28 protein-coding genes and 2 pseudogenes are annotated in these 26,856 nt (G+C 72.3%); 14 read left to right on the top strand and 16 right to left on the bottom strand.

Annotation, left to right across the window (positions count from 1 at the left end):
- Window positions 1-2: 2 nt before the first annotated feature.
- The 4 genes from IEX69_RS13835 to IEX69_RS13820 are packed head-to-tail and all read right to left on the bottom strand — an operon-like array spanning window position 3 to window position 3,815.
- On the bottom strand, window positions 3-797 hold the full coding sequence (locus IEX69_RS13835; RefSeq protein WP_217348654.1) for an ABC transporter permease: 795 nt from the start codon (window positions 795-797) through the stop codon (window positions 3-5).
- The gene (locus IEX69_RS13830) at window positions 794-1,615 is read right to left on the bottom strand and encodes an ABC transporter ATP-binding protein (RefSeq protein WP_217348653.1); all 822 of its coding nucleotides are present in this window, start codon (window positions 1,613-1,615) and stop codon (window positions 794-796) included. Before IEX69_RS13830 ends, IEX69_RS13835 begins: the two co-directional genes overlap by 4 nt.
- On the bottom strand, window positions 1,612-2,706 hold the full coding sequence (locus IEX69_RS13825) for a zinc-binding dehydrogenase (protein ID WP_174604372.1): 1,095 nt from the start codon (window positions 2,704-2,706) through the stop codon (window positions 1,612-1,614). Before IEX69_RS13825 ends, IEX69_RS13830 begins: the two co-directional genes overlap by 4 nt.
- Window positions 2,703-3,815, bottom strand: a complete 1,113-nt coding sequence (locus tag IEX69_RS13820; protein WP_085017890.1) for an ABC transporter substrate-binding protein — start codon at window positions 3,813-3,815, stop codon at window positions 2,703-2,705. Before IEX69_RS13820 ends, IEX69_RS13825 begins: the two co-directional genes overlap by 4 nt.
- A gap of 244 nt (window positions 3,816-4,059) precedes the next feature.
- Between IEX69_RS13820 and IEX69_RS13815 the strand changes: the two genes are divergently transcribed.
- From IEX69_RS13815 to IEX69_RS20955, 8 genes and pseudogenes are all read left to right on the top strand, one after another.
- Entirely contained in the window at window positions 4,060-4,821 is a 762-nt protein-coding gene (locus IEX69_RS13815; protein ID WP_229756367.1) for an SDR family NAD(P)-dependent oxidoreductase, read from the top strand.
- Window positions 4,822-4,912: 91 nt separating this feature from the next.
- Complete coding sequence (locus IEX69_RS13810; RefSeq protein WP_085017889.1) at window positions 4,913-5,293, top strand: hypothetical protein; 381 nt, start codon at window positions 4,913-4,915, stop codon at window positions 5,291-5,293.
- Between the two features lie 120 nt (window positions 5,294-5,413).
- A complete protein-coding gene (locus IEX69_RS13805; protein ID WP_085017888.1) occupies window positions 5,414-6,496 on the top strand; it encodes an LLM class flavin-dependent oxidoreductase in 1,083 nt (360 codons plus the stop codon).
- The gene (locus IEX69_RS13800) at window positions 6,493-7,152 is read left to right on the top strand and encodes a cysteine hydrolase family protein (protein WP_085017887.1); all 660 of its coding nucleotides are present in this window, start codon (window positions 6,493-6,495) and stop codon (window positions 7,150-7,152) included. The genes IEX69_RS13805 and IEX69_RS13800 overlap by 4 nt, the downstream gene beginning before the upstream one ends.
- A complete protein-coding gene (locus IEX69_RS13795) occupies window positions 7,149-8,480 on the top strand; it encodes an NtaA/DmoA family FMN-dependent monooxygenase (protein WP_085017886.1) in 1,332 nt (443 codons plus the stop codon). Before IEX69_RS13800 ends, IEX69_RS13795 begins: the two co-directional genes overlap by 4 nt.
- A complete protein-coding gene (locus tag IEX69_RS13790) occupies window positions 8,477-9,733 on the top strand; it encodes an MFS transporter (RefSeq protein WP_085017885.1) in 1,257 nt (418 codons plus the stop codon). Before IEX69_RS13795 ends, IEX69_RS13790 begins: the two co-directional genes overlap by 4 nt.
- Window positions 9,730-10,062, top strand: a pseudogene (locus IEX69_RS20960) (VOC family protein); the annotation flags it as partial. The gene IEX69_RS13790 and the pseudogene IEX69_RS20960, both read left to right, overlap by 4 nt.
- A gap of 72 nt (window positions 10,063-10,134) precedes the next feature.
- Window positions 10,135-10,431: pseudogene (locus IEX69_RS20955) on the top strand (putative quinol monooxygenase); the annotation flags it as partial.
- A gap of 37 nt (window positions 10,432-10,468) precedes the next feature.
- On the opposite strand, the gene IEX69_RS13780 reads toward IEX69_RS20955, so the two are convergent.
- A complete protein-coding gene (locus tag IEX69_RS13780; protein WP_174604371.1) occupies window positions 10,469-11,833 on the bottom strand; it encodes an FAD-binding oxidoreductase in 1,365 nt (454 codons plus the stop codon).
- A 504-nt stretch (window positions 11,834-12,337) separates the two neighbouring features.
- Here IEX69_RS13780 and IEX69_RS13775 point away from each other — a divergent pair.
- Window positions 12,338-12,541 carry a cold-shock protein gene (locus IEX69_RS13775; protein WP_085021270.1) on the top strand — a complete coding sequence of 68 codons (204 nt, stop codon included), beginning with the start codon at window positions 12,338-12,340 and terminating at the stop codon, window positions 12,539-12,541.
- Between the two features lie 91 nt (window positions 12,542-12,632).
- On the top strand, window positions 12,633-13,427 hold the full coding sequence (locus tag IEX69_RS13770) for a hypothetical protein (RefSeq protein WP_085017883.1): 795 nt from the start codon (window positions 12,633-12,635) through the stop codon (window positions 13,425-13,427).
- On the opposite strand, the gene IEX69_RS13765 is transcribed toward IEX69_RS13770, so the two are convergent.
- From IEX69_RS13765 to IEX69_RS13730, 8 genes are all read right to left on the bottom strand, one after another.
- Window positions 13,411-14,256: a transglutaminase family protein gene (locus IEX69_RS13765; protein ID WP_085017882.1), complete on the bottom strand. Its 846-nt coding sequence runs from the start codon at window positions 14,254-14,256 to the stop codon at window positions 13,411-13,413. The genes IEX69_RS13770 and IEX69_RS13765 overlap by 17 nt on opposite strands.
- The gene (locus tag IEX69_RS13760) at window positions 14,253-15,182 is read right to left on the bottom strand and encodes an alpha-E domain-containing protein (RefSeq protein WP_085021269.1); all 930 of its coding nucleotides are present in this window, start codon (window positions 15,180-15,182) and stop codon (window positions 14,253-14,255) included. Before IEX69_RS13760 ends, IEX69_RS13765 begins: the two co-directional genes overlap by 4 nt.
- 5 nt (window positions 15,183-15,187) lie before the next feature.
- Window positions 15,188-16,912, bottom strand: coding sequence for a circularly permuted type 2 ATP-grasp protein (locus IEX69_RS13755; protein WP_085017881.1), 1,725 nt, complete (start codon window positions 16,910-16,912; stop codon window positions 15,188-15,190).
- Between the two features lie 126 nt (window positions 16,913-17,038).
- A complete protein-coding gene (locus IEX69_RS13750) occupies window positions 17,039-17,950 on the bottom strand; it encodes a hypothetical protein (protein WP_085017880.1) in 912 nt (303 codons plus the stop codon).
- A 395-nt stretch (window positions 17,951-18,345) separates the two neighbouring features.
- On the bottom strand, window positions 18,346-18,603 hold the full coding sequence (locus IEX69_RS13745; RefSeq protein ID WP_157127058.1) for a hypothetical protein: 258 nt from the start codon (window positions 18,601-18,603) through the stop codon (window positions 18,346-18,348).
- Window positions 18,604-18,901: 298 nt separating this feature from the next.
- Window positions 18,902-19,234: a hypothetical protein gene (locus tag IEX69_RS13740; RefSeq protein WP_085017879.1), complete on the bottom strand. Its 333-nt coding sequence runs from the start codon at window positions 19,232-19,234 to the stop codon at window positions 18,902-18,904.
- Between the two features lie 118 nt (window positions 19,235-19,352).
- On the bottom strand, window positions 19,353-19,796 hold the full coding sequence (locus tag IEX69_RS13735) for a hypothetical protein (protein WP_085017878.1): 444 nt from the start codon (window positions 19,794-19,796) through the stop codon (window positions 19,353-19,355).
- Between the two features lie 95 nt (window positions 19,797-19,891).
- Window positions 19,892-20,446 (bottom strand): GIY-YIG nuclease family protein, encoded by a 555-nt coding sequence (locus IEX69_RS13730; RefSeq protein ID WP_085017877.1) that lies wholly within the window; start codon window positions 20,444-20,446, stop codon window positions 19,892-19,894.
- A gap of 76 nt (window positions 20,447-20,522) precedes the next feature.
- On the opposite strand from IEX69_RS13730, the gene IEX69_RS13725 reads away from it, so the two are divergent.
- Together IEX69_RS13725 and IEX69_RS13720 are read left to right on the top strand one after the other, a co-directional pair.
- Window positions 20,523-21,623: a zinc-ribbon domain-containing protein gene (locus IEX69_RS13725; protein ID WP_085017876.1), complete on the top strand. Its 1,101-nt coding sequence runs from the start codon at window positions 20,523-20,525 to the stop codon at window positions 21,621-21,623.
- A gap of 100 nt (window positions 21,624-21,723) precedes the next feature.
- Window positions 21,724-22,470 carry an endonuclease/exonuclease/phosphatase family protein gene (locus IEX69_RS13720; RefSeq protein ID WP_229756366.1) on the top strand — a complete coding sequence of 249 codons (747 nt, stop codon included), beginning with the start codon at window positions 21,724-21,726 and terminating at the stop codon, window positions 22,468-22,470.
- Window positions 22,471-22,567: 97 nt separating this feature from the next.
- On the opposite strand, the gene IEX69_RS13715 is transcribed toward IEX69_RS13720, so the two are convergent.
- Together IEX69_RS13715 and IEX69_RS13710 are read right to left on the bottom strand one after the other, a co-directional pair.
- Complete coding sequence (locus IEX69_RS13715) at window positions 22,568-23,860, bottom strand: GNAT family N-acetyltransferase (RefSeq protein ID WP_174604369.1); 1,293 nt, start codon at window positions 23,858-23,860, stop codon at window positions 22,568-22,570.
- Between the two features lie 34 nt (window positions 23,861-23,894).
- Window positions 23,895-24,395: a DUF1707 SHOCT-like domain-containing protein gene (locus IEX69_RS13710; protein WP_174604368.1), complete on the bottom strand. Its 501-nt coding sequence runs from the start codon at window positions 24,393-24,395 to the stop codon at window positions 23,895-23,897.
- Between the two features lie 112 nt (window positions 24,396-24,507).
- Here IEX69_RS13710 and IEX69_RS21165 point away from each other — a divergent pair, with 112 nt between their 5' ends.
- Window positions 24,508-24,861, top strand: coding sequence for a DivIVA domain-containing protein (locus IEX69_RS21165; protein WP_174604367.1), 354 nt, complete (start codon window positions 24,508-24,510; stop codon window positions 24,859-24,861).
- 24 nt (window positions 24,862-24,885) lie between these two features.
- On the opposite strand, the gene IEX69_RS13700 is transcribed toward IEX69_RS21165, so the two are convergent.
- A complete protein-coding gene (locus IEX69_RS13700) occupies window positions 24,886-25,830 on the bottom strand; it encodes a carbohydrate kinase family protein (RefSeq protein WP_229756365.1) in 945 nt (314 codons plus the stop codon).
- 110 nt (window positions 25,831-25,940) lie between these two features.
- Here IEX69_RS13700 and IEX69_RS13695 point away from each other — a divergent pair, with 110 nt between their 5' ends.
- Entirely contained in the window at window positions 25,941-26,792 is an 852-nt protein-coding gene (locus tag IEX69_RS13695; RefSeq protein WP_217348652.1) for a DUF3097 domain-containing protein, read from the top strand.
- Window positions 26,793-26,856 lie beyond the last annotated feature (64 nt).

Raw genomic sequence — 26,856 nt, 5'->3', positions numbered from 1 at the left:
GGCTACCAGCGCACGATGAGCCGCTCGGCGAGGCCGACCAGGCCGAGCAGGATGAGCGTGGTGATCGCCGAGAAGAAGATCGCGGCCCACATCTGCGGCAGGTTGAGGTAGGTCGTGGCCATCACGATGACCGCCCCGATCCCCTTGCTGGACCCGGTGAACTCCGACACGACGGCACCGACCATGGCCGCCGTCACCGACAGCCGCGCCCCGGCGAACAGGAACGGCAGGCTCGCCGGCACCCGGAGCCGGAAGAAGATCTCCCGCCGGTTCGCGGCCATCGCGTCGAACACCTCGAGCGCCTGCGGGTCGATCGCCCGGAGCCCGGTGATCGAGTTGATCAGGGTGGGGAAGAACGCGCTGAGCGCCGCCACGATGATGTGCGGGATCTGGTTGAAGCCGAAGGCGACCACGAGCGCCGGGGCGATGGCGACGATCGGGGTGACGTTCAGCAGCAGGGCGACGGGCATGATCGCCGAGCGCAGGAACGTGAAGTGCACGATCGCGGCACCCAGCAGCAGCGCCGCGCCGACGCCGATGGCGAAGCCCAGCAGCGCCGCCTCGACCGTCACCCCGAGGTTCGTGAGGTAGAAGTCGGGTCGGTCCGCGATGTCCATCACGATGTCCTGGATGGGCGGGAGCACGCTCTTGAAGGTGGCTGCAGCCCACTGCCAGAGCACCGCGAGCAGCACGAAGAGCACGAGCGGCGCCACGATGGAGAGCACCACCCCGCTCGTCCTCGACGACATCCGGCGGCGCCCGCGCCGCATCGTGGTCAGTGCATCGACGCCGATCATTCGTCGCCCTCCCATGCGCTCCAGAGGATCTGCTTCACCTCGGCTACCTTGGCCACGAACTCCGGGGTCTCCACCAGCTCCCACGACCGCGGCCGGGGGAAGTCGATGTCGACGACCTGGCGGATGCGCCCGGGCCGCGGGCTCATCACCACGACCCGGTCGGAGAGCAGCACGGCCTCCTGAGCGGAGTGGGTGACGAAGACGATGGTCTTCTTGTGGCGGTCCCACAGCTCCAGCAGACGCAGGCGGAGGGTGTCGCGGGTGAGCTCGTCGAGCGCCGAGAACGGCTCGTCCATGAGCATCAGCGGCGCCCCCTGCGCGAAGCCGCGGGCGATGGAGGCGCGCTGCCTCATGCCGCCGGAGAGCTGCTCCGGACGCGACTCGAGGAAGTCCGCGAGCCCGATCTCGTTGAGGATGTCGACGGCGTCCTCGGGCTTCCGTGTCGTGGCCCCGCTGCGGTCGGCCCGCTTGTTGATCACCGAGGACAGCGACGCGTTCCGCTTGATGTCGAGCCACGGCAGGAGCGCCGAGGACTGCGGGATCCACGCGATGTCCTTGCGTCCGGACGCCTGCTTCGGCGTCGTCCCGAAGACCGAGATATCGCCGGTGGTCTGGGTGTCGAGGCCGGCGATCAGCCGCAGGAGCGTCGACTTGCCGCATCCCGAGGGGCCGAAGAGCGTGATGAACTCGCCCTGCCGGATGGTGAGGTCGACGCCGGTGAGCGCCTGCACGGTCTTCTTCCCGCGCGTGTAGGTGCGGCCGACGCCGGTCAACTCGATGGTCGACGTCGCGGTGGCCGGGGCCATGGTCTCGGTCATGCTGCTCGCTTCCTGTCGTCGGAGGCACCGGTCTCGGTGCGGACGGTGGGCCCGAGCACGACGATCTTCCCGAAGAAGTCGTTCGACTCGAGCTTGGCCTCGGCCTCGGGCAGCCGGTCGAACGGCCACACGCTGTCGATCACCACGGAGAGCTCGCCGTCGGAGAACGCGGCCATGGCGGCGGCCATGTCGGCGCGGCCGTAGCTGCCGTGCCCGATGATGCTGCGTCCCGGTTGATAGAGGTCGGGCAGGTGGAGCTGGGTGTCGAGCCCGTCGGTGGTGCCCGAGAGCACCACACGACCACCCGCACGCGTGGCGCGGAGGGCCTGTCCGAGGAACCGCCCGCCCACGTGGTCCCACACGAGGTCGACGCCGCGCCCGTCGGTCAGGGCCTGCACCTCGGCGACCCAGTCCGGCGTCGCCGTCCGGTCGATGACGTGCTGCGCCCCGCTCGCCTCGGCGAGGCGCCGCTTCCGCTCGCCGGACACGAGCGTGAACACCTCGGCGCCCTTCCGCAGGGCGATCTGGACGCCCGCCGCGCCGAGTCCCGACCCCGCGCCCGGGATGACGACGGTCTCGCCCGCCTGCAGCCGCCCCGCGCTCAGCAGACCGCGCCAGGCCGTCACGCTGGCCACCGGCACGGCGGCGAGCTCGGTGAGCCGCTCCGTGTCGTCGGGCGCCACCCGGACGACCGTGCAGTTGCGAGCCGGCACGACGACGGACTCCGCCATCCCGCCGTCGCGGGTCGAGCCGATGGTCTGGAACCTGGCGCAGTAGGTGGGGGTGTCGGCGAGGCACAGCTCGCACCGCCCGCAGCTCACCACGGGATCGACGAGCACCACGGAGCCGACGAGCGCCTCGCCCTCCGCCGAGCCGGCGGAGACCACCTCGCCCACGAGGTCCATCCCCGCCACGTGCGGCACCGCCATGCCCGCCACCACGGGCTCGTGGCGCTGGAGCACGTCGAGCCGGTTGAGCGCGACCGCGAGGACGCGCACGACCACCTCGTCGGCGGCCGGGGAGGGTGCGGCGACCTCGATCAGCCGCCGCACCTCCGGTCCGCCGAAGCCGGTCTGGACCCAGGCGATCACGGAGCCGGCCAGATGAGGTCGTTCCCGTCGTAGATCTTCTGGACGAAGCTGTCGTCGATGGCCGCGTCGACGTCGGCCTTCTGCTTGATCAGGCCGTACTCGAGCAGCATGTCGGCCTCGGGCTGCCACTGCGCAGCGTTCTCGCCGCCGATCGGCAGGTCGGCCGGCTGGCTCTCGTCGATGAGCGACACCTCGGTCTGCCAGCGGGCGAGGCTCGCCTCCTTGTCGAACCCGGACTCGGACCGCTTCTCGGCGTACCCGAGCGCCTCGTCGAGGTTCGCGTCCGACTCGTTGATCCAGTCGTAGGCGTGGAGGCTGGCTCGGAGGAAGTCCTCCACGGCCGTCGGGTGCTCCTCCGCGAAGGTGTTGTTGACGATCTGGGTGTTGAACGCCGACTTCACGCCGTAGTCCGCCGGGTCCCATTCCTTGACGTCGTAGCCCTGGGCCTTCAGCGCGAGCGGCTCGTTCGACTTGTACCCGGTGAGCGCCTGCACCTGGCCCTGCGGCAGGATCGTGGGGTCGTAGCCCACGTTGACCCAGTTGATGCTCGTGGGGTCGACGCCCTCCTCGGCGATCATCGCGGAGATCTGCGGCGGGATGGCGCCCTTGTAGCCGACGGTCTTCCCGGCGAGGTCGGACAGCGACTTCACGTCGCCGTCCGCCATCGTCATCAGCGTGATCGCGACCGTGTTGCCGTAGGTGGCGATGCCGGAGACGTCGGCGCCGTTGTCGATCGCGACGAGCACGTCGGACGGGCTGCCGACGCCGGCGAACTGGGCGGTGCCGGCGCTGACGAGCTGGGTGTTGTTGGAGCCCGGCTCGAGCGTGACGTCGAGGCAGAGATCCTTGAAGAAGCCCTTGTCCGCGGCGGTGACGACGTCCAGGAGTCCCGCCGACGCGACGAAGCCGAAGGAGGTGAGGAACGTGATCGGACCCGCGGCCTGGTTCTCGGCGCAGCGCTCGGCGCTGATGAGGTCGCTGCCGCCGGCGGTCGCGGGAGGCGTGTCGGCCGACGAGCTGGAGCAGCCGGCGAGCAGGAGGAGTGCGGCCGCCGAGGCGGCGGTGAGAGCGAGGACGGATCTCTTCGTGGAGCGCGGAGCAGGAGACATGCTGAACCTTCCAAGAGGCGCCGGGAGTCCGGCTGACTGGTGTGGAGTGGTGGAGCCTGCGTACCCGGATGGTGCTGCGAGTCAGCGTGTGACCGGAACACTAGCAACGCCGGAGACCTCGATCTAAATCGTTTTATTACGGCCGTGTAAAAGGTTGGCGGATGCGCCGCGCCACCGCTTCCCGCGCTGACATCCTGGTGCCGCGGGCGGTCGAGCGACCGCCCCTGCTGGCGGAGGGAGGCCCGTGGACACGAGCGACGAGGTGGTCACCAGGCGGTTCGGGGGACGGAGGGTCGTCGTCACGGGCGCCGCCCGAGGCATCGGCGCGCGCATCGCGGAGCGGTTCGCCGCGGAGGGAGCCGACGTCGTCGTGCTCGACCTCCTGCGCGACCCCGGGGCAGCCCACGCCGCCGCGATCGGGGCGCGCTTCGTCGAAGCGGACCTCACCGACGTCGCGAGCGCCCGAGCCGCCATGACCGAGGCGATCGAGACGCTCGGCGGCATCGACGTGCTCGTGAACAACGCGGGGATCCTGCGGTTCGGCTCGGTGATGGAGACCACGCCGGAGCAGTGGGACGAGGTCTTGGCCGTCAACTCCCGCTCGATGCTCCTGACCACCCAGGTCGCTGCGCAGGCCATGATCGAGGCCGGCGACGGCGGGGCGATCGTCAACCTCGCGTCGATGGCGGGCAAGGCCGGCGGGGCAGGACAGGTCGCGTACGCGGCGTCGAAGTCCGCCGTCATCGCCCTCACCCGCGTGACCGCCCTCGAGCTGGGCGAGCACCGCATCCGAGCCAACGCGCTCTGCCCCGGGTACGTGCTCACCGAGATGGGCGCCGCGACCCGCACCCAGGAGCAGGTCGACCTGTGGTCGAGCTACTCCCCGCTCGGCAGGCTCGGCACGCCGGATGACGTCGCCGGGCTCGCCCTGTTCCTCGCCTCCGACGACGGCGCCTACCTCACCGGACAGGCGGTCAACGTCACCGGTGGCATGATCATGCACTGACCGGACGGAGCGAGCCCTGATCACCTCGACCCCCATCGAGCGCTTCGGCCCCGACAGTCCCGAGGCCGTCGCCGCGGCGGCGCTCGGGCGGATGCTCGGGGTCGAGCTGAGGTCGACCCGGCTCGCCACCGGCGACGGCACCTCGGTCGAGGTGGAGGGCGCCGACCCGGAGAGGACCGTCGTCGTGCAGTTCGTCCTGAACGGCGGCGCCGTCCGGTCGGCGCTCCGGAACAAGGTCGCGGCCGACCTCTTCAAGCTGGTCTGGGTGTGCCGCTGCGTCGCCGTCGGGGCTCGCCCCGTGCTGTGCGTGAGCGCGACCGTCGCCTCGTTCCTCGAGGGCCGGGGGTGGCTGCCCTCCGCCGCGGCCGACCTCGGCGTCACGGTCTTCGTCGTCGCGGACGGCGGCGATCTCCGCGAGCTCCGCGCCGGCTGCCCCGCCCCGGCGGGCGCGGCGGACGTAACCCGCCCGTAACGGGCGATGGCTAGCATCGGTGACGGATAGGACCTCCGCGACACCACCGTCGGTTCGTGTCGCACGCTCTCCGTCCCGGCCGTCGGCGTGGTGCCGGCGCGCCCTGATCGGAGGACCACCATGACGACCGACCGACCCGACCGCGGAGCCCGCGAGTACGGGGTCTTCCTGCCCAATGCCGCGGGCGGCTGGCTCATCTCGACGACGGCGCCGTATCCGCCCGCGGACTACGACCACAACAAGCGGATCGCCCGACTCGCCGAGGACATCGGTCTCGACTTCGTGATGGCGATGTCGAAGTGGCGGGGCTTCGGGGGCGAGACCGACCACTGGGGCGCGACCATCGAGTCGATGACCATGATGGCGGGCATCGCCGAGGCCACGGAGCGTGTGAAGGTGTGGGCCACCATCCACGCGAACATGCAGAACCCCGCCTTCGCGGCCAAGGTCTTCACGACGCTCCAGCAGATCAGCGGCGGCCGGGCCGGGATGAACGTGGTGAACGGCTCCTACGCCGACGAGTTCGAGCAGATGGGCATCTGGGACGCGTCGATGACGAAGGAGGAGCGCTACCGGATGACGGCGGAGTGGACCGACCTCGTCCGGCGGCTGTGGACGGAGGACTCAGTCACACACGCCGGCGAGTTCTTCACCCTCACGGACTGCCAGTCCCGCCCGCATCCGACGCCGCTGCCCGAGATCATCAGCGCCGGGACGTCGGCCGCCGGCCGCGCCTACCAGGCGCAGTACGCCGACGGCGCGTTCCTCGGCGCCGACACCCTCGAGGACATGCGCGCCTCGTCGCAGGACGTGCACGAGCGCGGGGCCGCGGCCGGACGCACCGTCCGCACCTACTCGATGCTGACCGTCGTGCTCGGCAAGACCGATGCCGAGGCCGCTCGCCGCGCCGAGGAGTACGGGCGCGGTCTCGACCGCGTCGCGCTGGCGAACATGCGGCGCTCCTGGGGCATGCCGGAGGAGCGCGCCCTGGCCTGGGCGGAGGGCGCGGACGGGGAGCAGGCCTTCCAGACGGTCTACGTGACCGGATCGCCCGAGCGGGTGGCCGACCACATCGCGACCGTCGTCGAGACCGCCGACCTCGACGGGCTGATGCTGATCTTCCCCGACTACCTCGCCGACATGCCGCTCTTCGGCGAGGCGGTGCTGCCCGCCCTGCGTCGGCTCGACGGGGTGACCGCGTGAACGCGCTCGCCGAGTCGCGACGATCGGCGCTCGTCGACGCCGGACGTCCTGCGCTCCTCGTCGTCGACGTGCAGCGCGACTTCGCCGATCCGGACACGCTGGCCGGCTGGGGCGTCTCGGCGGAGGGCCTGGCCGCGGTCGACGCGGCGGTGACCACGACCGCGGCGCTCGTCGAGGACGCTCGCCGGTCGGGTGTCGCCGTGGTCTGGATCGAGCTGGCCTACGACCCGGCGCATCCCTGGCGCTCGAGCGCCTGGCTCCAGACCGGGTCACCGGACGCCCCCACCGACGGGTTCCCGTGCGTCGTCGGCTCACCGGGCGCCGAGTGGTGGCGACTCTCCCCCGCTCCCGGGGAGGCCCGCATCCGGAAGCGCTTCTACAGCGGCTTCGCCGGGACGGAGCTGGCCGCCACGCTGGATGCGCTGGGCGCGGGCTGGGTCGCGATCGCCGGTCTCACGACGGAGTGCTGCATCCTCGCCACCGCCTTCGACGCCGCGCAGCACGACCTGCCGGCCGTGGTGGTCGGCGACGCGACCGCGGCGTACACCGCCGAGCTGCACCGGTCGGCCCTCGAGACCCTCGCGCTCAACGCCGCCGAGGTGATGCCGGCCTCGGCGCTGACCGAGCTCTGGGAGCGATCGGAGGTGGCCCGATGAGCGGGATGCACACCGCTTTCGACCTCTCCTTCGCCCACACGGAGGGTCGGTGGGCGCTGCCCGGGTCCTGGGTGGGCGCCCCGTTCCCCGACGTCCGGATCTATCAGGAGATAGCCCGCACCGCCGAGCGCGCGGGTGTCGGCATGCTGTTCTTCGGCGACGGCAGCGGCATCCCCGACACCTGGCGCGGCTCGATGGACGCGGCGCTCGAGTGGGGCATCCAGTGGCCGCGCCAGGACATGGGTCCGATGGTGGCCTCGATGGCGGCGGTGACCTCGCGGATCGGCTTCGGGCTCACCTACTCGTCCACCTACCACCACCCCTTCACGGTGGCGCGGCTGCTCAACTCGCTCGATCACGTCACGGGCGGGCGGATCGCCTTCAACGTGGTCGCCTCCGCGCGCGGGGCGGATGCGGCGAACTACGGCTTCGCCGAGCGGATGGACCACGACGAGCGCTACGACCGCCTGGGCGAGTTCATGCGGGTGTGCCGCGCGCTCTGGGCCTCCGTGCCCGCGGAGGCGATCATCGCCGACCGGGCGACGGGCCGCTTCGCGGACCCGGCGCTGATCCATCCGATCGACCACGTCGGCACGCATTTCCGCGTCAAGGGGCCGCTCTCGAGCATGCCGAGCCCGCAGGGCAGTCCACTGCTCGTGCAGGCGGGCAACTCGCCCAAGGGCATCGAGACCTCCGCCGAGTTCGTCGAGCTGGTGTTCGGCTTCGGCGGCCTCGAGGGGAAGCGCCGGCACCGCGCGGCTCTCGATGCCGCGCTCGAGCGGGCGGGACGCGATGCCTCGACGGTCGGGATCCTCTGGGCCACCCAGGCGATCGTCGCCCGCACCTCCCGCGAGGCGGCCGAGCTCCGGGACGAGGTCGCCGCCTTCTGGGATCCGGAGGCGGTGGGCGCCTTCCTCTCGCACAACGTGGGCTTCGACTTCGCGACGCTCCCGTTCCGGTTCACCGCCGGCGAGCTGGTCGAGGCCGTCCGAGCCGGGCAGGGCGCTCAGGGCGGGTTCGTCGGCGCCCTCGTCGCCGAGCTGGGCTCGGATGCCGTGCTCACCAGGGACGAGCTGTTCGAGCACGGATGGCGGCACGCGACAGGACTCGACCACACCCTCTGCGGCAGCGCAGAACAGGTGGCGGACCTGCTCGAGGAGGACTTCGCCGCGATCGGCGGGCGCGGGGGCTACATGTTCTCGAGCCCGCTCGCGGCGCCGCGCGGGTTCGCCGACCTCTCCGAGCTGCTCGTGCCCGAGCTGCGGCGACGGGGTGCCCTCGCCCCGGCCTATCCGGGACGCACGCTCCGCGAGAACCTCGCGGTGTGAGTCGTCTCCGCCTGCGCTCGGCGGACATCCCGTCCCTCGAGCAGACCCTGGTCGTCTGCGCCCTCATCGGCGCGGCGCAGATGACCTGGGGCGTCGTGGTGCCGGTGCTGCCGCTGTTCGCCGACTCCTACGGCATCGGCGTGGCGCTCCTCGGGGTGGTGCTGGCCGCGTTCGGTGTCGGCCGCATCCTCGGGAACCTTCCCGCGGGCATCCTGGTCGGGCGGCTGCCCGCGCGCACGGTCGTGCGGGTGAGCGCGCTCGGGCTCGCCGCGGTCACGGCCTCCACCGCGCTCGCCCACGATGCCGTCTGGCTGATCGTGCTGCGCACCGCGACCGGGGTGCTCGGCGGGGCGACGGTCACCGCCTGCTTCGCCGTGCTGCTGAGGGGCGCGCCCGCGGATGCGCGGGGTCGCGTCGTCTCTCTCGCCACTGTCGTCCAGCTGTCGGCCGCCGACCTGGGCTCGCTGCTCGGCGGGGCCGTCCTGCAGCTCCTGGGCGCGGGGCTCGTCTTCCCCGTGGCCGCGGTGCCGCTGCTCCTCGTGCTGCTGTGGGACCTCGCCCGGCCGGCGGGCGCGTACTGGGCACGGCCCGTGGCGAGCGCGCCGGAGCCGGTTCGCGACGCGCGGGACGCGGCCGGCGCTCCGGGCCCCGCCCGGGGACGGTCGGCTCCGGGCGCGCTCGTCGTCGGCCTCATCGCCGTGACGTTCGCGCTGTTCGTCGCACGGTTCGCCGGGGAGCAGGGCCTCATCCCCGTGCTCGCCTACGGGCCGGGCGGGCTCGATCCGCTCGGGCTGGGAGCGGCGCTGGCGGCGGGGACGGCCGCGAGCCTCATCGTCCTCCCGCTGGTCGGCCGCTGGCTCGACTCTGGGGCGCGGGCGGTGCCCGTGCTCGCGTCGGCCGCTCTCGCCGCGCTGGGCCTCATCGGGGTGGCGTCGACCTCGGAGTGGTGGTTCGCGGCCTCGGTCGTGGCGGTGAGCATCGGCTCGAGCATCCTCGGGATCGTGCCCGGAGTGGTGACCGCCGAGCGGTTCCCACCGGAGAGGGTGGGCGTGATGGTCGGGGTCACGCGCACCGCCGGGGACGCCGGCGCGGCGCTCGGCCCCGCGGTCGTCTTCCTCGTCGCCGACGTGCTCGATCCGGGTGCCGGCGTCCTCCTGCTGGGTGCGCTGCTGCTCGTCGCGGCCGTGCCGTTCGCCGTCCTGCTCGCCCGACCGCGCAGGCTGTCGCCGGGGCGCGGTAGCGTCGGGGCATGACCTCGCGCATCCGGAACATCACCGTCGACTCCGTCTCCGCCCCCTCCGTCGCCGGGTTCTGGCAGGAGGTCACCGGCTACCACCTCGACTCCGAGCCCGGTGAGCCGGAGGCGGCGCTGCTCGCTCCGGACGGATCGGCCACGCTGCTGTTCATCGACGTGCCCGAGACCAAGACGGTGAAGAACCGGGTGCACGTCGACATCCAGCCCACCGATCGCTCCCGCGACGAGGAGGTCGAGCGCCTCACCGCGCTCGGCGCCACCCAGGTCGCCGACCACCGGCGCCCCGACGGGACGGGGTGGGTCGTCATGACCGACCCCGAGGGCAACGAGTTCTGCGTCGAGCGCAGCGCCGCGGAGCGCGGCTACGCCGGCCCCCGCGAGGGCGCGGCCCCCACGCCCTCGTTCGCCAACGTCGGCACGCTCACCGCCCAGCCCGGGCGCCGCGACGAGGTGGTCGCCCTGCTCACCCGCTCGTCCGACGAGCTGCGTCGCGCCGGTTGCCTCCTCTACGAGGTCGGCACGAACGACGAGCAGCCCGACGTCGTCTTCGTCGCCGAGCTCTGGACGAGCGCCGAGGCCCACCGCGCCTCCCTGCAGCTGCCGAGCGTGAAGGCGGCCATCGCCGAGGCGATGCCGCTCCTCACGGGCGACTTCGGCGGCTTCCGCTTCGACGTCGCGGGCTCCCCCCTCCGCTGATCCGCGTCCGCGCATGTTTCGGCGGGGCGCGCAGGGCTCAGGTGAACCAGGAGTGGAATCGACCCTCGGGGTCGTAGTGGGAGCGGAGCTCCCCCAGCCGCGCCCAGGCGTCCGGGGAGAACGAGCGCTCGGCCCGCTCCGGATGGCGGCGGATGTCGGCCTCGCTCAGGAAGTGCCCGCTGCAGACCGGGGCCATCGTGTCGGCGACGGCGTCGATCCACTGCCTGTTCGCCTCGTCGTCGGCGGGGTCGCGCCAGATCGCGTAGGCGATCACGAGGGTGCGGTCGTGCAGCGAGTAGGCGGAGACTCCCTCGGGGAGGAGGGTGGCGCCTGCGCCGTGGGCCGGCATCGATACGAGGAGGTACGACTCGTCGGAGGGCGCCGCCTCGATCAGGGGAGCGAGCCGCTCGAGCGTGGCCGCGAGGTCGAGCGGGGTCCAGAACGTGTCGGCCAGGTAGCGCCGGCCCGGCGGATACGTGGCGTCGACGGCCTCGTGCAGCGCGTCGAACGCGACGGGCACGGCGTGCACCTCCTCGCTCGCGGCGGCCGGCGCCGCGGCGAGCGGAGCCACGGCGGAGGCCGCCCCCTCGTCGTCGTGCGCGTAGGCGATCGCCGTCACCCCCACCACCGCTCGTCGTGAGCCGGAGGTCGCCGGATCCGCGTCCGCGGCCGGTACATGACCGAGGACGACCGGGAGCTCGACGTTCCTCGGCAGCTCGTCCGACGCACGCGTCAGCCACTCCCCCACGGCGTCGAGCGACGACAGGTCGTACCGCCACGACGACACGCGGATGCAGGAGGGCAGCGGTCGGAGGGCGAGGTCGAACTCCGTGACCACGCCGGGGAAGCCGGGGCCCGCGCCCCGCGCGAGCCAGAGCAGGTCGGGATCCGCCTCGGCCGAGCCCTCGACGATCGACCCGTCGGCCAGCACCGCGCGCACCCTCGTCACCGAGTAGCAGGCGGGCAGCCAGTCGCCCCAGTTGAGCCCGAGGCCACCGCCCAGCAGATAGCCGCCCACTCCCGGGGTGCCGCAGTGTCCCGCGGGCGCCGCGGTGCCGTGGGCGACGAGCAGCTCGGCGAGACGACCTCCCCGGAGCCCGGGCCCGAAGCGCGCCTGGAGTCCCTCGGCGTCGATCCGGGCGTGATCGAGACCTCCCACGTCGAGCAGCACCCCGTCGTCGCGCACGCCCGCCGCCGCCCAGCTGTGGCCCCCGCTGCGCACGGCGACGCGCTCGCCGGAGTCGGCGGCGGCCCTGAGCACCTCCACGACGCCGGCCTCGTCCGACGCCCGCACGACCGCATCCGGACCGAGCCCGGACTCGAGAGCGGAGAACTGCGGATCGCCTAGAGCGCCGGCGTAACCCGGTTCACCTCGGCGCCAGACGGGCCCCACCGCATGCATGGCGCTCACGCTAGCAGCCCGGGGAGAGCGGGTCACGGAATGCGCTCTTCCGAGCACCAGCGGCGATGACGTAGACTGGAGCGTGTCTGGTGGTGCGATCTCCGATGGATCGCCGTTCCGCCACCGACAGGCAGCGTCCGCCACCGACGAGGGCCGCGGACCCCAGAAGGCATCATCATCACCCTCACCGACCATCCACTGGCCGATCGAATCCATTGGCGCCAGGCGGACGACGACGTGCACGTCGCGACCCTCCTCGAGGAGTTCGCCGGCTACGCCGTCTCCTTCGGCCCGGGCTTCGCTCTGTTCGACTCCCACGGCGTCCCCGCGGGCCAGACGGCGACCCTCGACGAGGCCTCCGCTCTGCTCGCTGAGCGCCCCTCCCCCACCCTCGGGACGTGCTTCACCGCCGAGACGGCACACGTCCCGCCACGATCTCGGCGATCACATCGCCGAACTCGGTCTCGCAGAAGTGAGGCCGGCCGCAGAAAGAAGGAAGAATCCATGACCATCGGAACCGTGAAGTGGTTCAACTCCGAGAAGGGCTACGGATTCATCCAGCCCGACGACGGCACCGCCGACGTGTTCGCGCACTACAGCGCGATCCAGGGCACCGGCTACCGGGGCCTCGAGGAGAACCAGAAGGTGGAGTTCGACACCGAGCAGGGCCCCAAGGGTCCGCAGGCCGCGAACATCCGCGTCCTCTGACGCGCCTTCACGACGCCCTCCCACGCGACCCCTCCGGGTCGGGTCGGGAGGGCGTCGTCGTGTCCGCCGCCCGCGCGGGCATGATGGGCGCATGACAGCGCCGCTGCCCTCTCCGCCCCCGCGCGAGCCCGACCTCGTCGACGACTTCGTGTCCGGGCCGGATCCGGACCTCTGGATCGCGAGCTACCTCGAGCACTGGACCACCCCCGACCGCGCCGCTGCGCGCTGGTCGACCTCACCCGACGGGCTGATCCTGCGGATCGACGCCGACCAGCCCGACTGGCGGCCCGAGGACGCGCCTCTGCGTGTCTCGAACCTCCAGACCGGGTCCTTCAGCGGACCGGTCGGCTCCACCAGAGGTATCCACCGCCACCGTCCCGACGGGCTCGGCGTCCGCACCCCCGTGCCGACCCGCCTCCTCTGGGCGCCCCGAGCCGGCCGTGTCGACATCACCCTCGGCGCCAGTCGTGATCCCGGATGCATGGTCGCGGCGTGGCTCGTCGGCACCGAGCACGAGGACCCGCGTGACTGCGGCGAGGTGTGCCTCGTCGAGATCGACTCCCGCCCCGACACCTCCGGCTGGGCGGCCCGCCTCGGCGTCAAGGCGCACGGCGACGACCGTCTGACCACCGACATGTCCGAGATCGCGCTCGAGGTCGACGCCAGTGACCGCCACACCTGGACCGCCGTGTGGGGTGAGGGCGAGACGATCCTCGGGCTCGACGGGGTCGAGCTGCGCCGCATCCCCCAGGCGCCGGACTACCCGATGGTGCTGATGGTCGACCTGTTCGAGGTCGGCGGGCCGGGCGGGAGCTACCCGAAGACCGCCGTCGTGCACTCCGTGAGGGGATGGGGCGACGAGGCCGGCCTCACGCCTCGCGGGTGATCTCCACCGTCACGAACAGCTGCGAGCCGAACGGTCCCGCGTAGACGCCCCTCAGCGGCGCGACGTCGTTGTAGTCGCGGCCGCGGCCCACCACGACGTGGCGGTCGCCGATGTCGATGAGGTTCGTCGGGTCGAAGCCTCGCCAGTCGCCGCAGAACCACTCCACCCAGGCGTGCGACTCGCCGACCACAGTCTCTCCGATCGCCGCATCCGGCTTCGGGTGCAGGTATCCGGAGACGTACCGGGCCGGGATGCCCACCGAGCGCAGCGCGCCCAGAGCGATGTGGGTGATGTCCTGGCAGACGCCGCGCTTGTCGATCCAGGCGTCCTTCGCCGTCGAGGTGACGGCCGTCACGCCCTGCACGTACTCCATCCGCTTGCCGATCTCGGTGCAGATCTCGAGCGCCGCATCGCAGGGGCTGGCGTGCCGCGCCGCGATCGTCTCCGCGAGCTCGCGGACCTCGCCCGCGGGGTCGGTGAACCGCGTCTGCTCCGAGTGCTCGACGTACACCGTGGCCGTGCCGACGACGTCGGCGAGCAGCTCCCAGTCCACCGGATGCGGTTCGTGCGGCCGCGGGCGCACCTCGACCAGGCTCGTCGCGGAGAGCGTCAGCTCGCGGTGCGGTGTGAGCACGTCGAACGCGCTGACCCGGGTGCCCCAGTAGTCGACGTAGGAGTGGTTCGACGACACGGGGGTGATGTCGAGGTGGGAGTGCAGCACGAACTGGCCGTCGCTCGAGGCGGGCAGCATCCGCGCCTCGTTGTACGACGCCTGCACCTCGCCCTCGTAGCGGTAGCCCGTCCTGTGGTGGACCCTGAGCCGTCTCATGCGCTCTCTCCGATCCAGCTCGGCGCCGCCCCGGTCGGGAAGTAGCGCTGCCGCACCGCCTCGCTCGCCGCGCTCGTCGCATCCTGCACGCTGTCCATGTGCCGGTGGAGGTCCTGCAGGATGTCGGTGATCGGCGTGTACTCCAGCTCGCTGCGGATCTGTCCGAGCAGGCGCTGGGCGCTGTCGCTGACACCCACCCGCTCGGTCCGCGGGCCCAGGTCGCGGAGGCACTGCTCGGCACGGGTGACGCTGTACAGGATGGAGCGCGGGAACAGCCGGTCGAGCAGGAGGAACTCGGCGGCGTTGCGGGCGCTCGGCACCCCGCGGTACGTGCGGAGGTACGCCTCGTAGGCGCCGCAGGAGCGGAGGATCGTCGTCCACGACGGGCCGCTCGCCTCGGTGAGGCTGCGTGTGGCGAGCAGCCGCGCGGTCATGTCGGCGCGCTCGATGCTCCGGCCGAGGGTGAAGAACTGCCACGCCTCATCACGGCTGGCCGACGACTCGACGATGCCGACCGCGAGCGCCGCCCGCTCTCGTACCCAGCCGAAGAACTCGTGCGTCTTCTCGCTCGCGATGCGGCGCGGCATCCGAGCCCGCGTGGTGTTGAGGCACTCCCACAGCTCGGTCGAGACGATCTCGCGGGCGCGCCGCGCGTTCTCGCGGGCGGCCCCCAGCGAGTACGCGATGCTCGCCGGATGCGTGCGGTCGACCGCGAGGATCGCGAGGACGTCGGCGCGGGTGAGCGCCTGGTCGGCGGGCACCTCGCTGCCCATGACGGAGAGCAGCGACCGGCAGGCGAGGTCCTCCTCGACCCACGGGTCCTCGAGCAGGAGCTGCAGGTGCACGTCGAGGATGCGGGCGGTGCCGTCGCTGCGCTCGATGTACCGCCCGATCCAGAACAGCGACTCCGCGATGCGGCTGAGCATGGCCATCACGCGCCCTCCTGCCCCTTCTCCCCGTTTCGCCATGCTCCTGGCCTTTCGCCATCCGCATGCGCGTGGCGGAAGGCCAAGGGTGTGGCGGAACGGGCCTGCTGCTGCTGTTGCTGCTGGTCGGTGTGCGGGCGGTCCTCGGGGTTGTGGTCGACGTCGTGCCCGATGATCGGGATGGCCTGCGTCACCGCGGCCTGCTCGGCGACGAGGCCCTGGATGTCGTGGTCGCGGGCGGGACTGAGGAAGTCCGGCTCGGGGCCGACCACCCAGGTGTCCTTCGAGCCGCCGCCCTGCGAGCTGTTCACGACGAGCTGGCCCTCCGGCAGCGCCACGCGGGTGAGCCCGCCCGGGAGCACCCAGATGTCGTCGCCGTCGTTCACGGCGAACGGACGGAGGTCGGCGTGCCGGGGGCGCATCCCGTCCTCGACGAGGGTGGGGATGGTCGACAGCTGCACCACGGGCTGGGCGATCCAGCCGCGCGGGTCGGCGATGAGGCGCTTCCGCAGGGTCTCGAGCTCCTTGGGCGAGGCGTCCGGACCCACCACGAGCCCCTTGCCGCCCGACCCGTCGACGGGCTTCACGACGAGCTCGTCGAGGCGGTCGAGCACCTCCTCGAGCGCACCCGGATCCTCGAGCCGCCAGGTGTCGACGTTGGGGATGATCGGGTCCTCGCCCAGGTAGTAGCGGATGAGGTCGGGCATGTAGGTGTAGACGAGCTTGTCGTCGGCGACGCCGTTGCCCACCGCGTTGGCGATGGTGACGTTGCCGAGGCGCGCGGCCAGGAGGAGGCCGGGCGAGCCCAGCATCGAGTCGGCGCGGAACTGCAGCGGATCGATGAAGTCGTCGTCGACCCGTCGGTAGATCACGTCGACGCGGGTGGGACCGGCCGTGGTGCGCATCCACACCCGGCCGCCGGAGCAGAACAGGTCGCGGCCCTCGACCAGCTCGACGCCCATCAGGCGCGCGAGCAGCGTGTGCTCGAAGTAGGCGGAGTTGTAGACGCCCGGGGTCAGCACGACGACCGTCGGGTCGTCGACGTTCTTGGGGGCGGAGGCGCGCAGCGCCTGGAGCAGCTTGTTCGGATAGTCGCCGACGGGCCGCACCCGCATCGACACGAAGAGCTCGGGCAACGTCTGCGCCATCACACGTCGGTTCGAGATCACGTAGGAGACGCCGCTCGGCACCCGCACGTTGTCCTCGAGCACGCGCCAGGCACCGTTCTCGTCGCGGATGAGGTCGATCCCGGAGACCTGGATCCGCACGTTGTTCGGCGAGACGATGCCCGCGGCCTGGCGGTGGAAGTGCGTCGAGCTCGAGATCAACCCGGCCGGGATGACGCGGTCGCGCACCGCGCGCTGTTCGCTGTAGACGTCGGCGAGGAAGGCCTCGAGCGCCTTCACGCGCTGCTTGATGCCCGACTCGACGTCGACCCACTCCGACTGCTCGATCACCCGCGGCACCGCGTCGAGCGGGAACGGGCGCTCCTCGCCGGCGAAGTCGAACGTCACGCCCTGGGCCAGGTAGCTCGACGCCAGCGCGTCGGTGCGGCCACGCAGCTCCTCCTGCGTCATCTGCGCCAGGGCGTTGTAGATGTCGCGGTAGGCGGCGCGCGCCTCGACCGGGTCGTTCGACTTCGGCTCGGGGAACATCTCGTCGAAGGGATGGGCGCCCTTGCGGTGTCGCGTCAGCAGCGTGGCGCCGTAGCCGTCGAACAGGTCAACCATGGCCACACCCTACTGCGCCCCTGTTGCGGCGGTGTTTCCGGCCGCGCCACCCCGGTTTCGCGCCCTTTTCAGCGCCGCGCGGGGTCATCGGGCGCGCGACACCCCACAGCGGCCTCGAAACCCGCGTCACCGGGCGAGCGCGGCGGCGAGCACCTCGGCGGCGCGGGAGGCCCGCGGGAGCGCGAGCTCGAGCACGCCGTCGCCCTGAGAGATCCGCACGGCGTCGACGGCCTCGTAGATCGGATGCTCCGCCACCTCGACGCTCGCGCCGGAGCGCCGGAACACCACCGTCTGCGCCATCGAGAGGTCGTCGCCCGACCGGCGCTGGAGCCACGCCCGGCGATGGATGAGGTGCACCTCGTCGGGCGAGACGCCGAGGATCATCGCACTGCCCATCGTGGGCCGCAGGCGATAGAGCAGGCCCACGACGCCGGCGTCGAACGGCCGGAGCGGGAGCGACGGATGCGCAGCCGACAGCTCGAGACCGGGCACGGCGGCCTGCAGGGCCGCCCAGGCGCCGAACAGGCCGTAGTCGCGCTTCGCGTGAGGCAGCTCGACGCGGCCGAGATCGACGGGCGAAGACGAGGGCGCCGGTGCGCCGATGGAGGACGACGGACCCAGGATGAGCATCCGCATCCGTGTGACGAGGGCGGTGATCCGGTCATGCGACGCCGCGTTGTAGCGGACCACGAGCGGAGGGCCGAGCGCGGTGTACAGCTCGAGCCGCCCATCGAGGAGGTGCACCGAGTCGACGAGGGCGAACACCCCGTCCAGCCGGACCGAACGGGTCGTGAACGTGTCGCCGTCGCGCGAGAGGAGGGTCAGCGACGCGCTGTCGAGGATGACCAGCCCGTCGTAGAGGTGCATCGACGGGGTGGCGTTGCGACGCTCGATGTCGCGGGGGATCTTGAGCACGAGCTCGGTGTGCTCGAAGTCGATCGGATGCGGTCGGTAGAGACGGGGCACGTCCTGCGGCCCGGTCACCACGTCGACCCAGGGCCCGAACGCGTCGTACTCGCTGACGTCGGCGTAGGCCATGACCGCCACTCTCCCACTCCGGCGTGGCAGATGCGCTGATCTGCCGCGACACCACCTGAAGAAAGGGGTGCGCCCCGCGGCATTGGGGGGAAGCCTGCGGGGCGCGATCACGCGGTCTGTGGGGGGACAGGACCCGCGTGCATCTCCTACCGTAGTGGTCCGGGAACGATCCGCCACCCGGCGGCCGACACTCGAAGCCGCCACCCAGGTTCGGGGGCCATCCGCTCCGCCGTTCCCCTCAGTGCGCCGCGTGCGCGAGGCTCAGCGTCGCGCGCGGGCGAGGCCGAGCGTCCCGCGCTGGGGAGGCGCCGACCGGCGACAAGGTGCCCCTCCATGCTCACGGGAAGGGCGGATTCGCGCGGCTCGACGGCACGCGCCCGGCGTCCCGGGCGACCTCAGTCGGCGGGCTGCTCCCGGGCGGTTCCGGAGCGGAGGGGCGCCGTCGCGCGGGCACGACGCGTGCTCGCGCCGAACGAGCCGAGGAGGGCGAAGCGCCCGCGGGGCCGCGTGTGGGCGGGGTCGGCGCATCCGCACGGATCGAAGTCGCCCGGGTGCACCATCTCGACGAGCACGGCACAGCGGCCTTCCCGGCGCGGCAGCGGCAGGATCAGGGGATGCCTGCAGGTCGGGCAGAGTCGGATCGGGTCGCTCATCGACGGGGTCCTCGGGTGCGGGGATCGGCCGGAGCCGAGCTCGGGAGGGAGCCGCGGACAGGCGGCGCCGTCGCGCGGCTCGTGAGCCGGGCGCGGTGGGATCCGAGGGCCGGATGAGGCATCGGATCGGGTCGGGTCGGAGCGTCGAGCGCTCCCCACTGACGTTATCGCGGGTCGCGGCGGAAGGCCCGTGTTCCGCCGCGATCTCACCCCTCGCTCACCCGGTTCTTCACGGATGCCCAGGAAGCATGTGGGTCGCCCTCTGAGCTCGGCGCCGCCGACCGGCGCGTCTGGGGGCTCAGTGCGTGCGGATGTACTCCTGCGAACGCCCCTCGAGATACGCGCACAGCCTGGCCGCGAGCTCCAGCTCGGCGGCGAGACCCGCGAGCTCCTCGGATCCGAGCACGAGCTCCTGCTCACGCGGACCGAACGTGACCGCCCACTTCGGGTCGCCCGGGCCCACAGGCTGCAGGAACATGTAGGGCGTCGCGTTGTGGAGCCGGACGATGATCAGGCCGGGGTCGGTGCCGGGGTCGCTGTCGTGCTCCTCCGCCTCGGCCAGGCCCGCCAGGTCGGTGTCGGTGAACTCGGCCAGCCACTCCTCGAGCAGCTCTCTCGTCCTGAACGGCATCCGCTCACCCTCCCCGTCGCGTCGCGACGTCCCGGCTAGCATCCCATATTCGCGAGGACGTCCCCGCATCGCGTCCTTCGCATCGCGTCTCCCGCGGCCGGGCGCGGGGTGTGTGAGATCAGCGCACGGCGCGTTCGATCAGGCCCGCGATGATCGCTGCCTCGGCGTCGCCGATCGAGACGATCGCGTACGACGTCGGCCACATGCGTCCCTCGTCCAGCGCTGCCGCCTCCTGGAAGCCGAGCGTGGAGTAGCGGGTCTTGAACTTCTTCGCGTCCTGGAAGAAGAACACCGTCCTGCCGTCCTTCGCCCAGGCGGGCGATCCGTAGAAGGTCCGCGGCGCCAGCTCCGGCGCCACCTCGTCGACGATGCGCTGCAGGCGCTCGGCCGAGCGGCGGTCCTCGTCGTCCATCTCGGCGATCTTCGCGAGAGCGTCCGCGCGATCCGCCTCCGCCTTCTCGGCTGCGCTCTGCCTCTTCTTCGACGCACGGGCCTCCGCGGCCCGCTCCTTCATCGCCTTGCGCTCCTCGGCGGTGAACTCCCCGCCACCCTGCTCCGCCATCGCGGGCTCCCTTCGTCGTCGGTGGTGCCACGGTAACGGTGGGCGGACGGCCGGCACATCTCGATTCCTGATCGATCGGATGCGGCGGGTGCGGGTCAGCGCCGGGCGGCGAGCTCGCTGCGCCAGCGGGCGTGGAGGAGCCAGGGATCTCCGGCCAGGGCGAGCGCGGCGATGTGCTCCGCGAGGTCTCCCTCGAGCGAGAACCACTCCCCGCCCAGGCGGAGGTCGGCGAACTGCTGGTGCCTGCTCTGCTCCACATCGCGCGCACCCGGCTCGAAGGCGAGGACCTCTTCGTGCCTGAGCTGCGCCAATCGGGTGCGCGGGGTGGAGCTGGTGCCGATCTTGACCCGATCGGCGAAGCGGATGTAGTACACGACGTCGACGCGGGGAGGGGCGGTCTCGGTGTCGGGCAGCTCGCCGTACCGCCACTCGCACACCGCGCAGAGCCACCCGGAGGGCCAGCGCACCCCGAGCCGCGAGCCGCAGGCCGCGCAGGGACCGGGCAGCGCATCCGTCACCCCCACCTCGCCCAGGACGGCCTCGTAGGCGGCGAGCAGGTGGTCGCCGCACAGCCCGAGCCCGCCGAGCGGCGAGGGCTCGAGCCCGCAGCGGCGGCCCGCCTCCTCGATCGGGCACCCGTGCGCGTCCATGTCTCGACGCTACGCCCCACCACCGACGCGGGCGGCGTCGCGCGGCGGCGTCGGTGGGTGCTCGTACGCTGGCGCCGTGGTGGAGAGCATCGACGCGTGGTGGGAGCGACGCCAGCGCTCCAAGGGCGCGGCCGTGCCCTACGCCGTCGGCACCTACCGCGAGGCGTGGAGCACGTTCCCCATGCTGATCCGTCAGTACCACCCCGAGTTCAACCGCGGCATCACGCTGACGCAGATCCCCCCGGCGGCGGACGTGTACCTCACCTGGCAGTGCGAGTCGGGTCACGTGTTCGTCGCGACACCCGAGGAGCAGCGGTCACGTCCCGGCCGCGTGCGCCGCCGCTCGGCCTGGTGCCCGGAGTGCAGCCTCGACGCCCGCGGCGGCCCCCGCGTCCGTCCTCTCCCCCTCGACCCCCGCCCCGTCGAGTCCCGCCCGCTCGACGCCGCCCCCTTCGAGCGCCGCCCGACATCGGCGACCCTCGACCCGGGATCGGCCCCGCGCCAGACCTCCACCCCGCGGCCAGCCACCGGCGGACGGCCTTCCCCCGCCCCGCGGCCAGCTTCCAGCGGGCGCCAGACCCCCACCCCGCAGCACGAGCGCACCCCGAAGCGACCCTCGCCCTTCGCCCGCCCGGCACCCGACGCGCCAGCCCGGGCCGCCCGCATCCGACCCACACCCGACGCAGCACGCCCCCACGTGGCGCCCGCGGCGGAGGCGCCGGAGCCGCGGCGGCGCGAGCGGGGCGAACCGTTCCGCAGTCCTCACGCGCCGCGGACCGCCTCGGCCGCGGAGGCCGACCTCCGCCGTCGGCTGGCGGAGCGGCTGGACCTCGACCTCGACGCGCACAACGCGATCTGGGTCGCGCAGGACTTCCACGGCCGACGCGAGGTCTGGCCCGACATCGTGCTCGCCGACCTCCGGGTCGCGATCGAGTACGACACCGTGGGCCGCTTCGGGCTCGAGCACGTGGGCCCCCGCGAGCAGTCCGACCGCTGGAAGGACCGCGTGCTGAGACAGTGCGGATGGGAGGTCATCCGCATCCGCACCGGCGCCCTGCGCCCCCTGGGGCCGCACGACCTCGTCGCCCCCGCCATCACCGCGACCCTCATCGACCGCCTCCTCGACGAGCTCGCCCTCGTCCGCGGCCCCCTCTTCGTCGCCGCCTACCTCCGCTGACCGCTCGCCCTCCTCCCGGCAGAGCGCGAAGGGTCCCCGACTGCCGAGGCGAGAAGCTGACCGTTTCATCTGGGGCGAGGATTCGAGGACTGGCGCTACGATGCGGCGGTGGAAGAATGAGCACCACCAGACCCGGGAAGATGCGACGAAGGCGGACACCCTGAACATCGTCAGCTACAACCTCCGCAAGCACGCGGCCATCGGCGAGATCGAGAAGCTCGCCGAGGAGACGGACGTCGACGTGCTGTGCCTCCAGGAGTGCGACAGCACCGACCTCCGCGAGCAGGTCGGGCACCTGGCCCTCGCCGACTACACGAAGGCCAACCGGCTCGGGCTCGCGATCTACTACCGGTCCGACGCGTTCGAGCTGCAGGCCACCCGCCTGTTCGCCCTGCGCAAGTCGATGCACGACCGCGTGATGGCGCCCGCGCACGAGCGCCTCCTCGCCGCGAAGCTGCTCGACACCCGCACCGACACCGAGTTCCTCGTGGGCAACTTCCACGCGGCGCCGCTCACCGCCTCCAACTCGCTGCGCCGGAAGCAGATCGCGACCGCTCATGACGAGCTCCGCATCATGGGCCCCGGTGTCGCGACCGTCATGGTCGGCGACTTCAACTACCCGTGGTTCCAGGGCAACCTGCGTGAGGTCATGCAGGAGACGGGGCACGTGATGACCCGCAGCGAGGGCCCCACCTACACGCGCTACAAGTACTTCACCGGCCACTTCGACTTCGCCACGTCGGTGCACGCCGACGTGCTGTCGGTCGAGGCGCTGCCCCAGGGCGGGTCCGACCACCACCCGATCCTCGTGGTCGCCGACGTCCAGCGGGAGCGCGCCGCCTCCTAGGGGCCGCTTCTCCGTCGCTCATCACGGAATACGGCCGAGCCCCTCGATATACGGCGAGGTCGACCGTATTCCGTGATGACGGACGGGAGGTCGCCGCTCAGAAGTGCGAGATCCCGTAGATCGGGGTGTCGGACGCGAGCAGGCGGTTCAGGCGGCCCACCGCACCGGAGGCGTGCTCCGACACCTGCCCCGCCGCCGCGAGCACGCGGGCGTCCGCGCCGCCGAGGTAGAGCGACCCGAGCGCGGACGCGTCGACCGTCACCTCCGGGGCCGCGTCGAACTCGCGGGTCACGGTGGCGAAGCCGTCGGCGGCGGCGATGCGGAAGGTGCCCGCCGCGTGGCCGAGATCGTCGTGCACGCCCACCGTCACCTCCCCCTCCGTCGCGTAGGGGCGCGCCTCGAACGCGGCGATGGGGTCGAGGATGCGCAACCACACCCAGTCCTCGAGCTCGGTCACGGCGACCGAGCGCGAGTCGGCCAGGGCCCAGCGCAGCGGGTCGTCGACGGGGGCGGCGTGGTAGCGCACCCGGTCGTTGAGGTCGATCGCCGCGAGGAACTCCCACAGCCCGAGGTAGGCGTCGTCGCTCGCGGCGACGAGGTCGACCACCTGCACGGTGAGCGGTGTGGTGTCCCACCCGTGCGATCGGTACGCGACATAGCCGTCGACCTCGCCCGCGTCGTCGTAGTGGAGGGCGGCGCGGATGCGCGCATCCGGCCCGCCCTTGTCGCTCTGGAGCCCCGCGGACCGCCAGCGGTAGCGCTCCTGGCGGTCGACCGACCCCGTGCTGCGCTCGTGGAAGCGGGCGAAGACCCGCGGTGCGATGTCGAGCAGCACCCGTGCGTCGGCCAGCTCCACGCGGCCCGAGGGCCGGGTCAGCAGGCGGAAGCGCGAGTCGGTGGTGACGTCGATGTGATGCACCGAGGTGGCGATGCCGAAGCCGAAACGCCGGTAGATGGTGGCCTCGGAGACCGTGAGCGCCGCCAGGGCGAGCCCGCGCTCACGAGCGCGATCGAGGCTCTCCGTCATCATCCGCCGGAGCAGCCCCCGGCGACGGTGCGTGGGTCGCACCGTCACCGAGGAGATGAGGTGGGCCGGCAGCAGGCGACCGCCGCCCACGTTGATGGTCCGCTCGAAGTCGGCGAAGGTGGCGACGGGCATGTGAGCCCCGTAGGACCCGGGGAGCGGCTGGTCGACGTACACGCCGGTCAGCTGCCGCCCATCGGCGACGAGGTTGCGCGCCGCGTCACCGAGCGCGGTGTCGGACGGATCGTCCTCGTGGAACCCCTGCGACTCGACGCGCAGCCAGGCGGCGGTGTCGGGCTCGACCGTCCCCTCCGCGGAGACCGAGGCGGGGAACGTGCGGAACCGGTAGTCGGGGATGTCGCTCACCCGACCCACGCTAGCGCGCGGGCGGGTGAGGCGGTCAGGACCGTCGCTGCGGCAGGACGTTGAGCACGATGTAGAACACGCCGAGGAGGACCCACCACAGCCACGACGTCGTCCATCCGCCCGCGATGTCGAACCACCCGAACGTGAAGAAGAGGATGAGGGCGACGATGGGGGCGAGCGAGCGGATCAGGTGGAGGGTCGTGCCCTCGCCCTGGTACGGTCCAGGCTGTCCGTAGCCGCCGGGCTGGTTGTATCCGCCCGGCTGCCCGTAGCCACCCGGCTGCGCATAGGGGCCGGGCTGCGCGAACTGCGAGGGAGGCGGCGTCGGAGCTGCCGGGGGGACCGCGGGCAGGTCGGCGAACAGCGGCGCGAGGTCGGCCTGCGTGACCGCGGCCTTGGCCCGGGTGGAGCGCTCGGTGAACTCCTCGGTGGTGATGCGCCCGTCGGCGAGGGCGTGGGCGAGCGAGGCGACGGCGGCGTCACGCTCGGCGTTGCTGAGGCGGTGCGAGGGCGTGGCGTCGCTGTAGTCGGTCATGGGGATACTCTGGCGCATCAGCGCAGGTGCATGCCACTCCTTGACGTACTGCGTCACTCGGTGGTCGACCGGCCTCCTGGCGCGGGTCCGCGCATCCTGGGAGGATCGCCGCATGGCCTGGTTCCGCAGCAGAGACCGGTTCGCCGGCACCGCCCGCATCACGGCGGAGGAGGTCGCGTCGGCGCGCTTCACCACCACGTCCTTCCGTGCGGGCTACGACACGGAGGATGTGGACGCCTTCCTCGCAGACTGCGTCGAGACGCTGCGATGGAGGGAGGGCAGCGCGCGCCCGGAGGCGCCGGTGACGGCGAAGCAGGTGGTGGATACGCGATTCGGCCAGACGAAGTTCCGGGCGGGGTACGACCAGGACGAGGTGGACGACCTGCTCGACCGCGTGGCCGCGACCCTGCACGACGCAGAGAGCGTGAGCGACGCCGACGGTCCGTCCGCCGGTTCCGCGAGCTAGGACGGCGGACGCCGCGGGCAGGGCTCAGGACGCAGCCAGCTCCGCGGCCGTGGGCGGGTTCGCGCCCGGTCGGCTGCACGTGATGGCGGCGCAGCGCACGGCGACGTCGCCGAGACGTGCGAGCATCCGCTCGTCGAAGGCCTCCGCCGCCCGCCACGCGTCGACGTCGAGCCGGGCGTCCGGGGTGTCGGTGGTGGACGCATCCAGCTCCGCGGCGATGACGTGGAGCAGGGCGCTCATGAACGAGTCGCCCGCTCCGATCGTGTCGGCGACCTCGACCTTCCGGCCGGGCACGCTGACGAGGGCGGATGCCGAGACGAGCAGCGCCCCCTCCGCGCCGCGGGTCACGGCCACGCACAGCGGGCCGAGGTCGCGGATGCGGTGGGCCGCATCCTCGACGGAGAGTCCCGGGTAGAGCCAGTCTGCGTCCTCGTCGCTCAGCTTCACCACGTCCGCGAGCCCGGCGAGGCGCTCGAAGCGCGCCAGCGCATCCGCGTGGTCGCCGACGAGGGCGGGCCTGATGTTGGGGTCGAGCGAGAGCAGCGACCTCGCCCGTTCCGCGGCGAAGAGGGCCTCCACCGCCGACGCCCCCGGCTCGAGGAAGGCCGCGATCGACCCGGAGTGGAGGATCGACGCGGGTGGGACCACCGCGCCGTCGGGGATCGACCAGGAGACGTCGAAGTCGTAGCGCGCGGCGCCGTCGCCGCCGATCGTGGCCGTCGCGGTCGACGTGCGCTCGGCGCTCCAGGAGGCGTCGAGCACCTCCACGCCGGCGCCCTCGAGATGCTCGGCGAGGGCACGGCCGAAGTCGTCGTCGGCGAGCGCGGTGAGCAGGCTCACCTCGTGGCCGAGCCGCGCGAGCCCGTAGGCGATGTTCGCGGGCGAACCGCCCGGATGCGCGTGGCTGCCATCCGGGCCCACCACGACGTCCATGATCGACTCGCCCACCGCGAGGATGCGTGCAGCCATGAGCACCTCCGGGTCCAGGGTAGCCGCGGAGGACCGTCGAGAGATCGGCGCCCGGGCGCTCTCCGCGCGTCCGCGGGCTGGTGGGCGGCGTCGAGGCTACCGTGGAGCGGGTGTATGACGACCGCTACGGATCCGACGTTCTCGCGGGCTTCGACCGCCGCGCGAAAGCCGCCCCGCCGCCCGACGCCGCCGCCGAGTTCGACCTCGTCGTCGAGCACGTCGCGACCGACTTCTGCGGGTCCGTGGTGCGCGTGGAGGGCCGCACGGTGGAGCTCGAGGACCGCCACGGCAAGCGTCGCGTGTTCCCGCTCGGGCCGGGCTTCCTCCTCGAGGGACGACCGGTGACCCTCGTCCCTCCCGCTCGGATGAGGGCAGCCGGGCCTGCGAAGCCGGCGCGCACCGCATCCGGCTCGATCGCCGGCCCGAAGGGCCCGGCGCGCGTGGCCCGCGCGAGTCGCATCTTCGTCGAGGGGCGCCAGGACGCCGAGCTCGTCGAGAAGGTGTGGGGCGACGACCTCCGCGGCGAGGGCGTCGTGGTCGAGTACCTCGAGGGCATCGACCACCTCGACGAGATCGTGCGCGAGTTCGAGCCCTCCCCCGCGCGGCGGATCGGCGTGCTCGTCGACCACCTCGTCCCGGGCTCGAAGGAGACGCGCATCGCGGATGCGGTCGCCCGCGGCCCGCATGGACGCCACGTGCTCGTCGTCGGACATCCGTTCGTCGACGTGTGGCAGGCGGTGAAGCCCGCCCGTCTGGGGATCTCGGCGTGGCCGACGGTGCCGCGATCGATGGAGTGGAAGCACGGGATCTGCGAGGCGTTCCGCTGGCCGCACGAGTCGCAGGCCGACATCGCGCACGCGTGGAAGCGCATCCTGTCGCGGGTGTCGACGTACACCGACCTCGAGCCGGCGCTGGTCGGGCCCGTCGAGCACCTCATCGACTTCGTCACCGCTCCCGCCTGAGGGTCGGCGCGCAGGGCTCCCGGCGCGGCCGCGGGGAGGTGGATGCGCCTGCGGCCGGAGCTTG

Origin of the sequence: Cnuibacter physcomitrellae (genome assembly GCF_014640535.1) — a bacterium.
In the GTDB taxonomy this organism is placed as follows: Bacteria; Actinomycetota; Actinomycetes; order Actinomycetales; family Microbacteriaceae; genus Cnuibacter; species Cnuibacter physcomitrellae.
This window is presented reverse-complemented; position numbering and strand designations above follow the sequence as displayed.

Bases quoted from the DNA above. Each gene is read 5' to 3' on its own strand.
- IEX69_RS13710 (WP_174604368.1), bottom strand. From the start codon at position 24,395: ATGACCGACTACAGCGACGCCACGCCCTCGCACCGCCTCAGCAACGCC.
- IEX69_RS13820 (WP_085017890.1), bottom strand. From the start codon at position 3,815: ATGTCTCCTGCTCCGCGCTCCACGAAGAGATCCGTCCTCGCTCTCACC.
- IEX69_RS13740 (WP_085017879.1), bottom strand. From the start codon at position 19,234: ATGCCGTTCAGGACGAGAGAGCTGCTCGAGGAGTGGCTGGCCGAGTTC.
- IEX69_RS13750 (WP_085017880.1), bottom strand. From the start codon at position 17,950: ATGGCCTACGCCGACGTCAGCGAGTACGACGCGTTCGGGCCCTGGGTC.
- IEX69_RS13780 (WP_174604371.1), bottom strand. From the start codon at position 11,833: ATGCATGCGGTGGGGCCCGTCTGGCGCCGAGGTGAACCGGGTTACGCC.
- IEX69_RS13700 (WP_229756365.1), bottom strand. From the start codon at position 25,830: ATGGCTGCACGCATCCTCGCGGTGGGCGAGTCGATCATGGACGTCGTG.
- IEX69_RS13755 (WP_085017881.1), bottom strand. From the start codon at position 16,912: ATGGTTGACCTGTTCGACGGCTACGGCGCCACGCTGCTGACGCGACAC.
- IEX69_RS13770 (WP_085017883.1), top strand. From the start codon at position 12,633: ATGACAGCGCCGCTGCCCTCTCCGCCCCCGCGCGAGCCCGACCTCGTC.
- IEX69_RS13760 (WP_085021269.1), bottom strand. From the start codon at position 15,182: ATGCTCAGCCGCATCGCGGAGTCGCTGTTCTGGATCGGGCGGTACATC.
- IEX69_RS13810 (WP_085017889.1), top strand. From the start codon at position 4,913: ATGCTCGGGGTCGAGCTGAGGTCGACCCGGCTCGCCACCGGCGACGGC.
- IEX69_RS21165 (WP_174604367.1), top strand. From the start codon at position 24,508: ATGGCCTGGTTCCGCAGCAGAGACCGGTTCGCCGGCACCGCCCGCATC.
- IEX69_RS13795 (WP_085017886.1), top strand. From the start codon at position 7,149: ATGAGCGGGATGCACACCGCTTTCGACCTCTCCTTCGCCCACACGGAG.
- IEX69_RS13805 (WP_085017888.1), top strand. From the start codon at position 5,414: ATGACGACCGACCGACCCGACCGCGGAGCCCGCGAGTACGGGGTCTTC.
- IEX69_RS13735 (WP_085017878.1), bottom strand. From the start codon at position 19,796: ATGGCGGAGCAGGGTGGCGGGGAGTTCACCGCCGAGGAGCGCAAGGCG.
- IEX69_RS13775 (WP_085021270.1), top strand. From the start codon at position 12,338: ATGACCATCGGAACCGTGAAGTGGTTCAACTCCGAGAAGGGCTACGGA.
- IEX69_RS13835 (WP_217348654.1), bottom strand. From the start codon at position 797: ATGATCGGCGTCGATGCACTGACCACGATGCGGCGCGGGCGCCGCCGG.
- IEX69_RS13720 (WP_229756366.1), top strand. From the start codon at position 21,724: ATGCGGCGGTGGAAGAATGAGCACCACCAGACCCGGGAAGATGCGACG.
- IEX69_RS13745 (WP_157127058.1), bottom strand. From the start codon at position 18,603: ATGAGCGACCCGATCCGACTCTGCCCGACCTGCAGGCATCCCCTGATC.
- IEX69_RS13765 (WP_085017882.1), bottom strand. From the start codon at position 14,256: ATGAGACGGCTCAGGGTCCACCACAGGACGGGCTACCGCTACGAGGGC.
- IEX69_RS13730 (WP_085017877.1), bottom strand. From the start codon at position 20,446: ATGGACGCGCACGGGTGCCCGATCGAGGAGGCGGGCCGCCGCTGCGGG.
- IEX69_RS13830 (WP_217348653.1), bottom strand. From the start codon at position 1,615: ATGACCGAGACCATGGCCCCGGCCACCGCGACGTCGACCATCGAGTTG.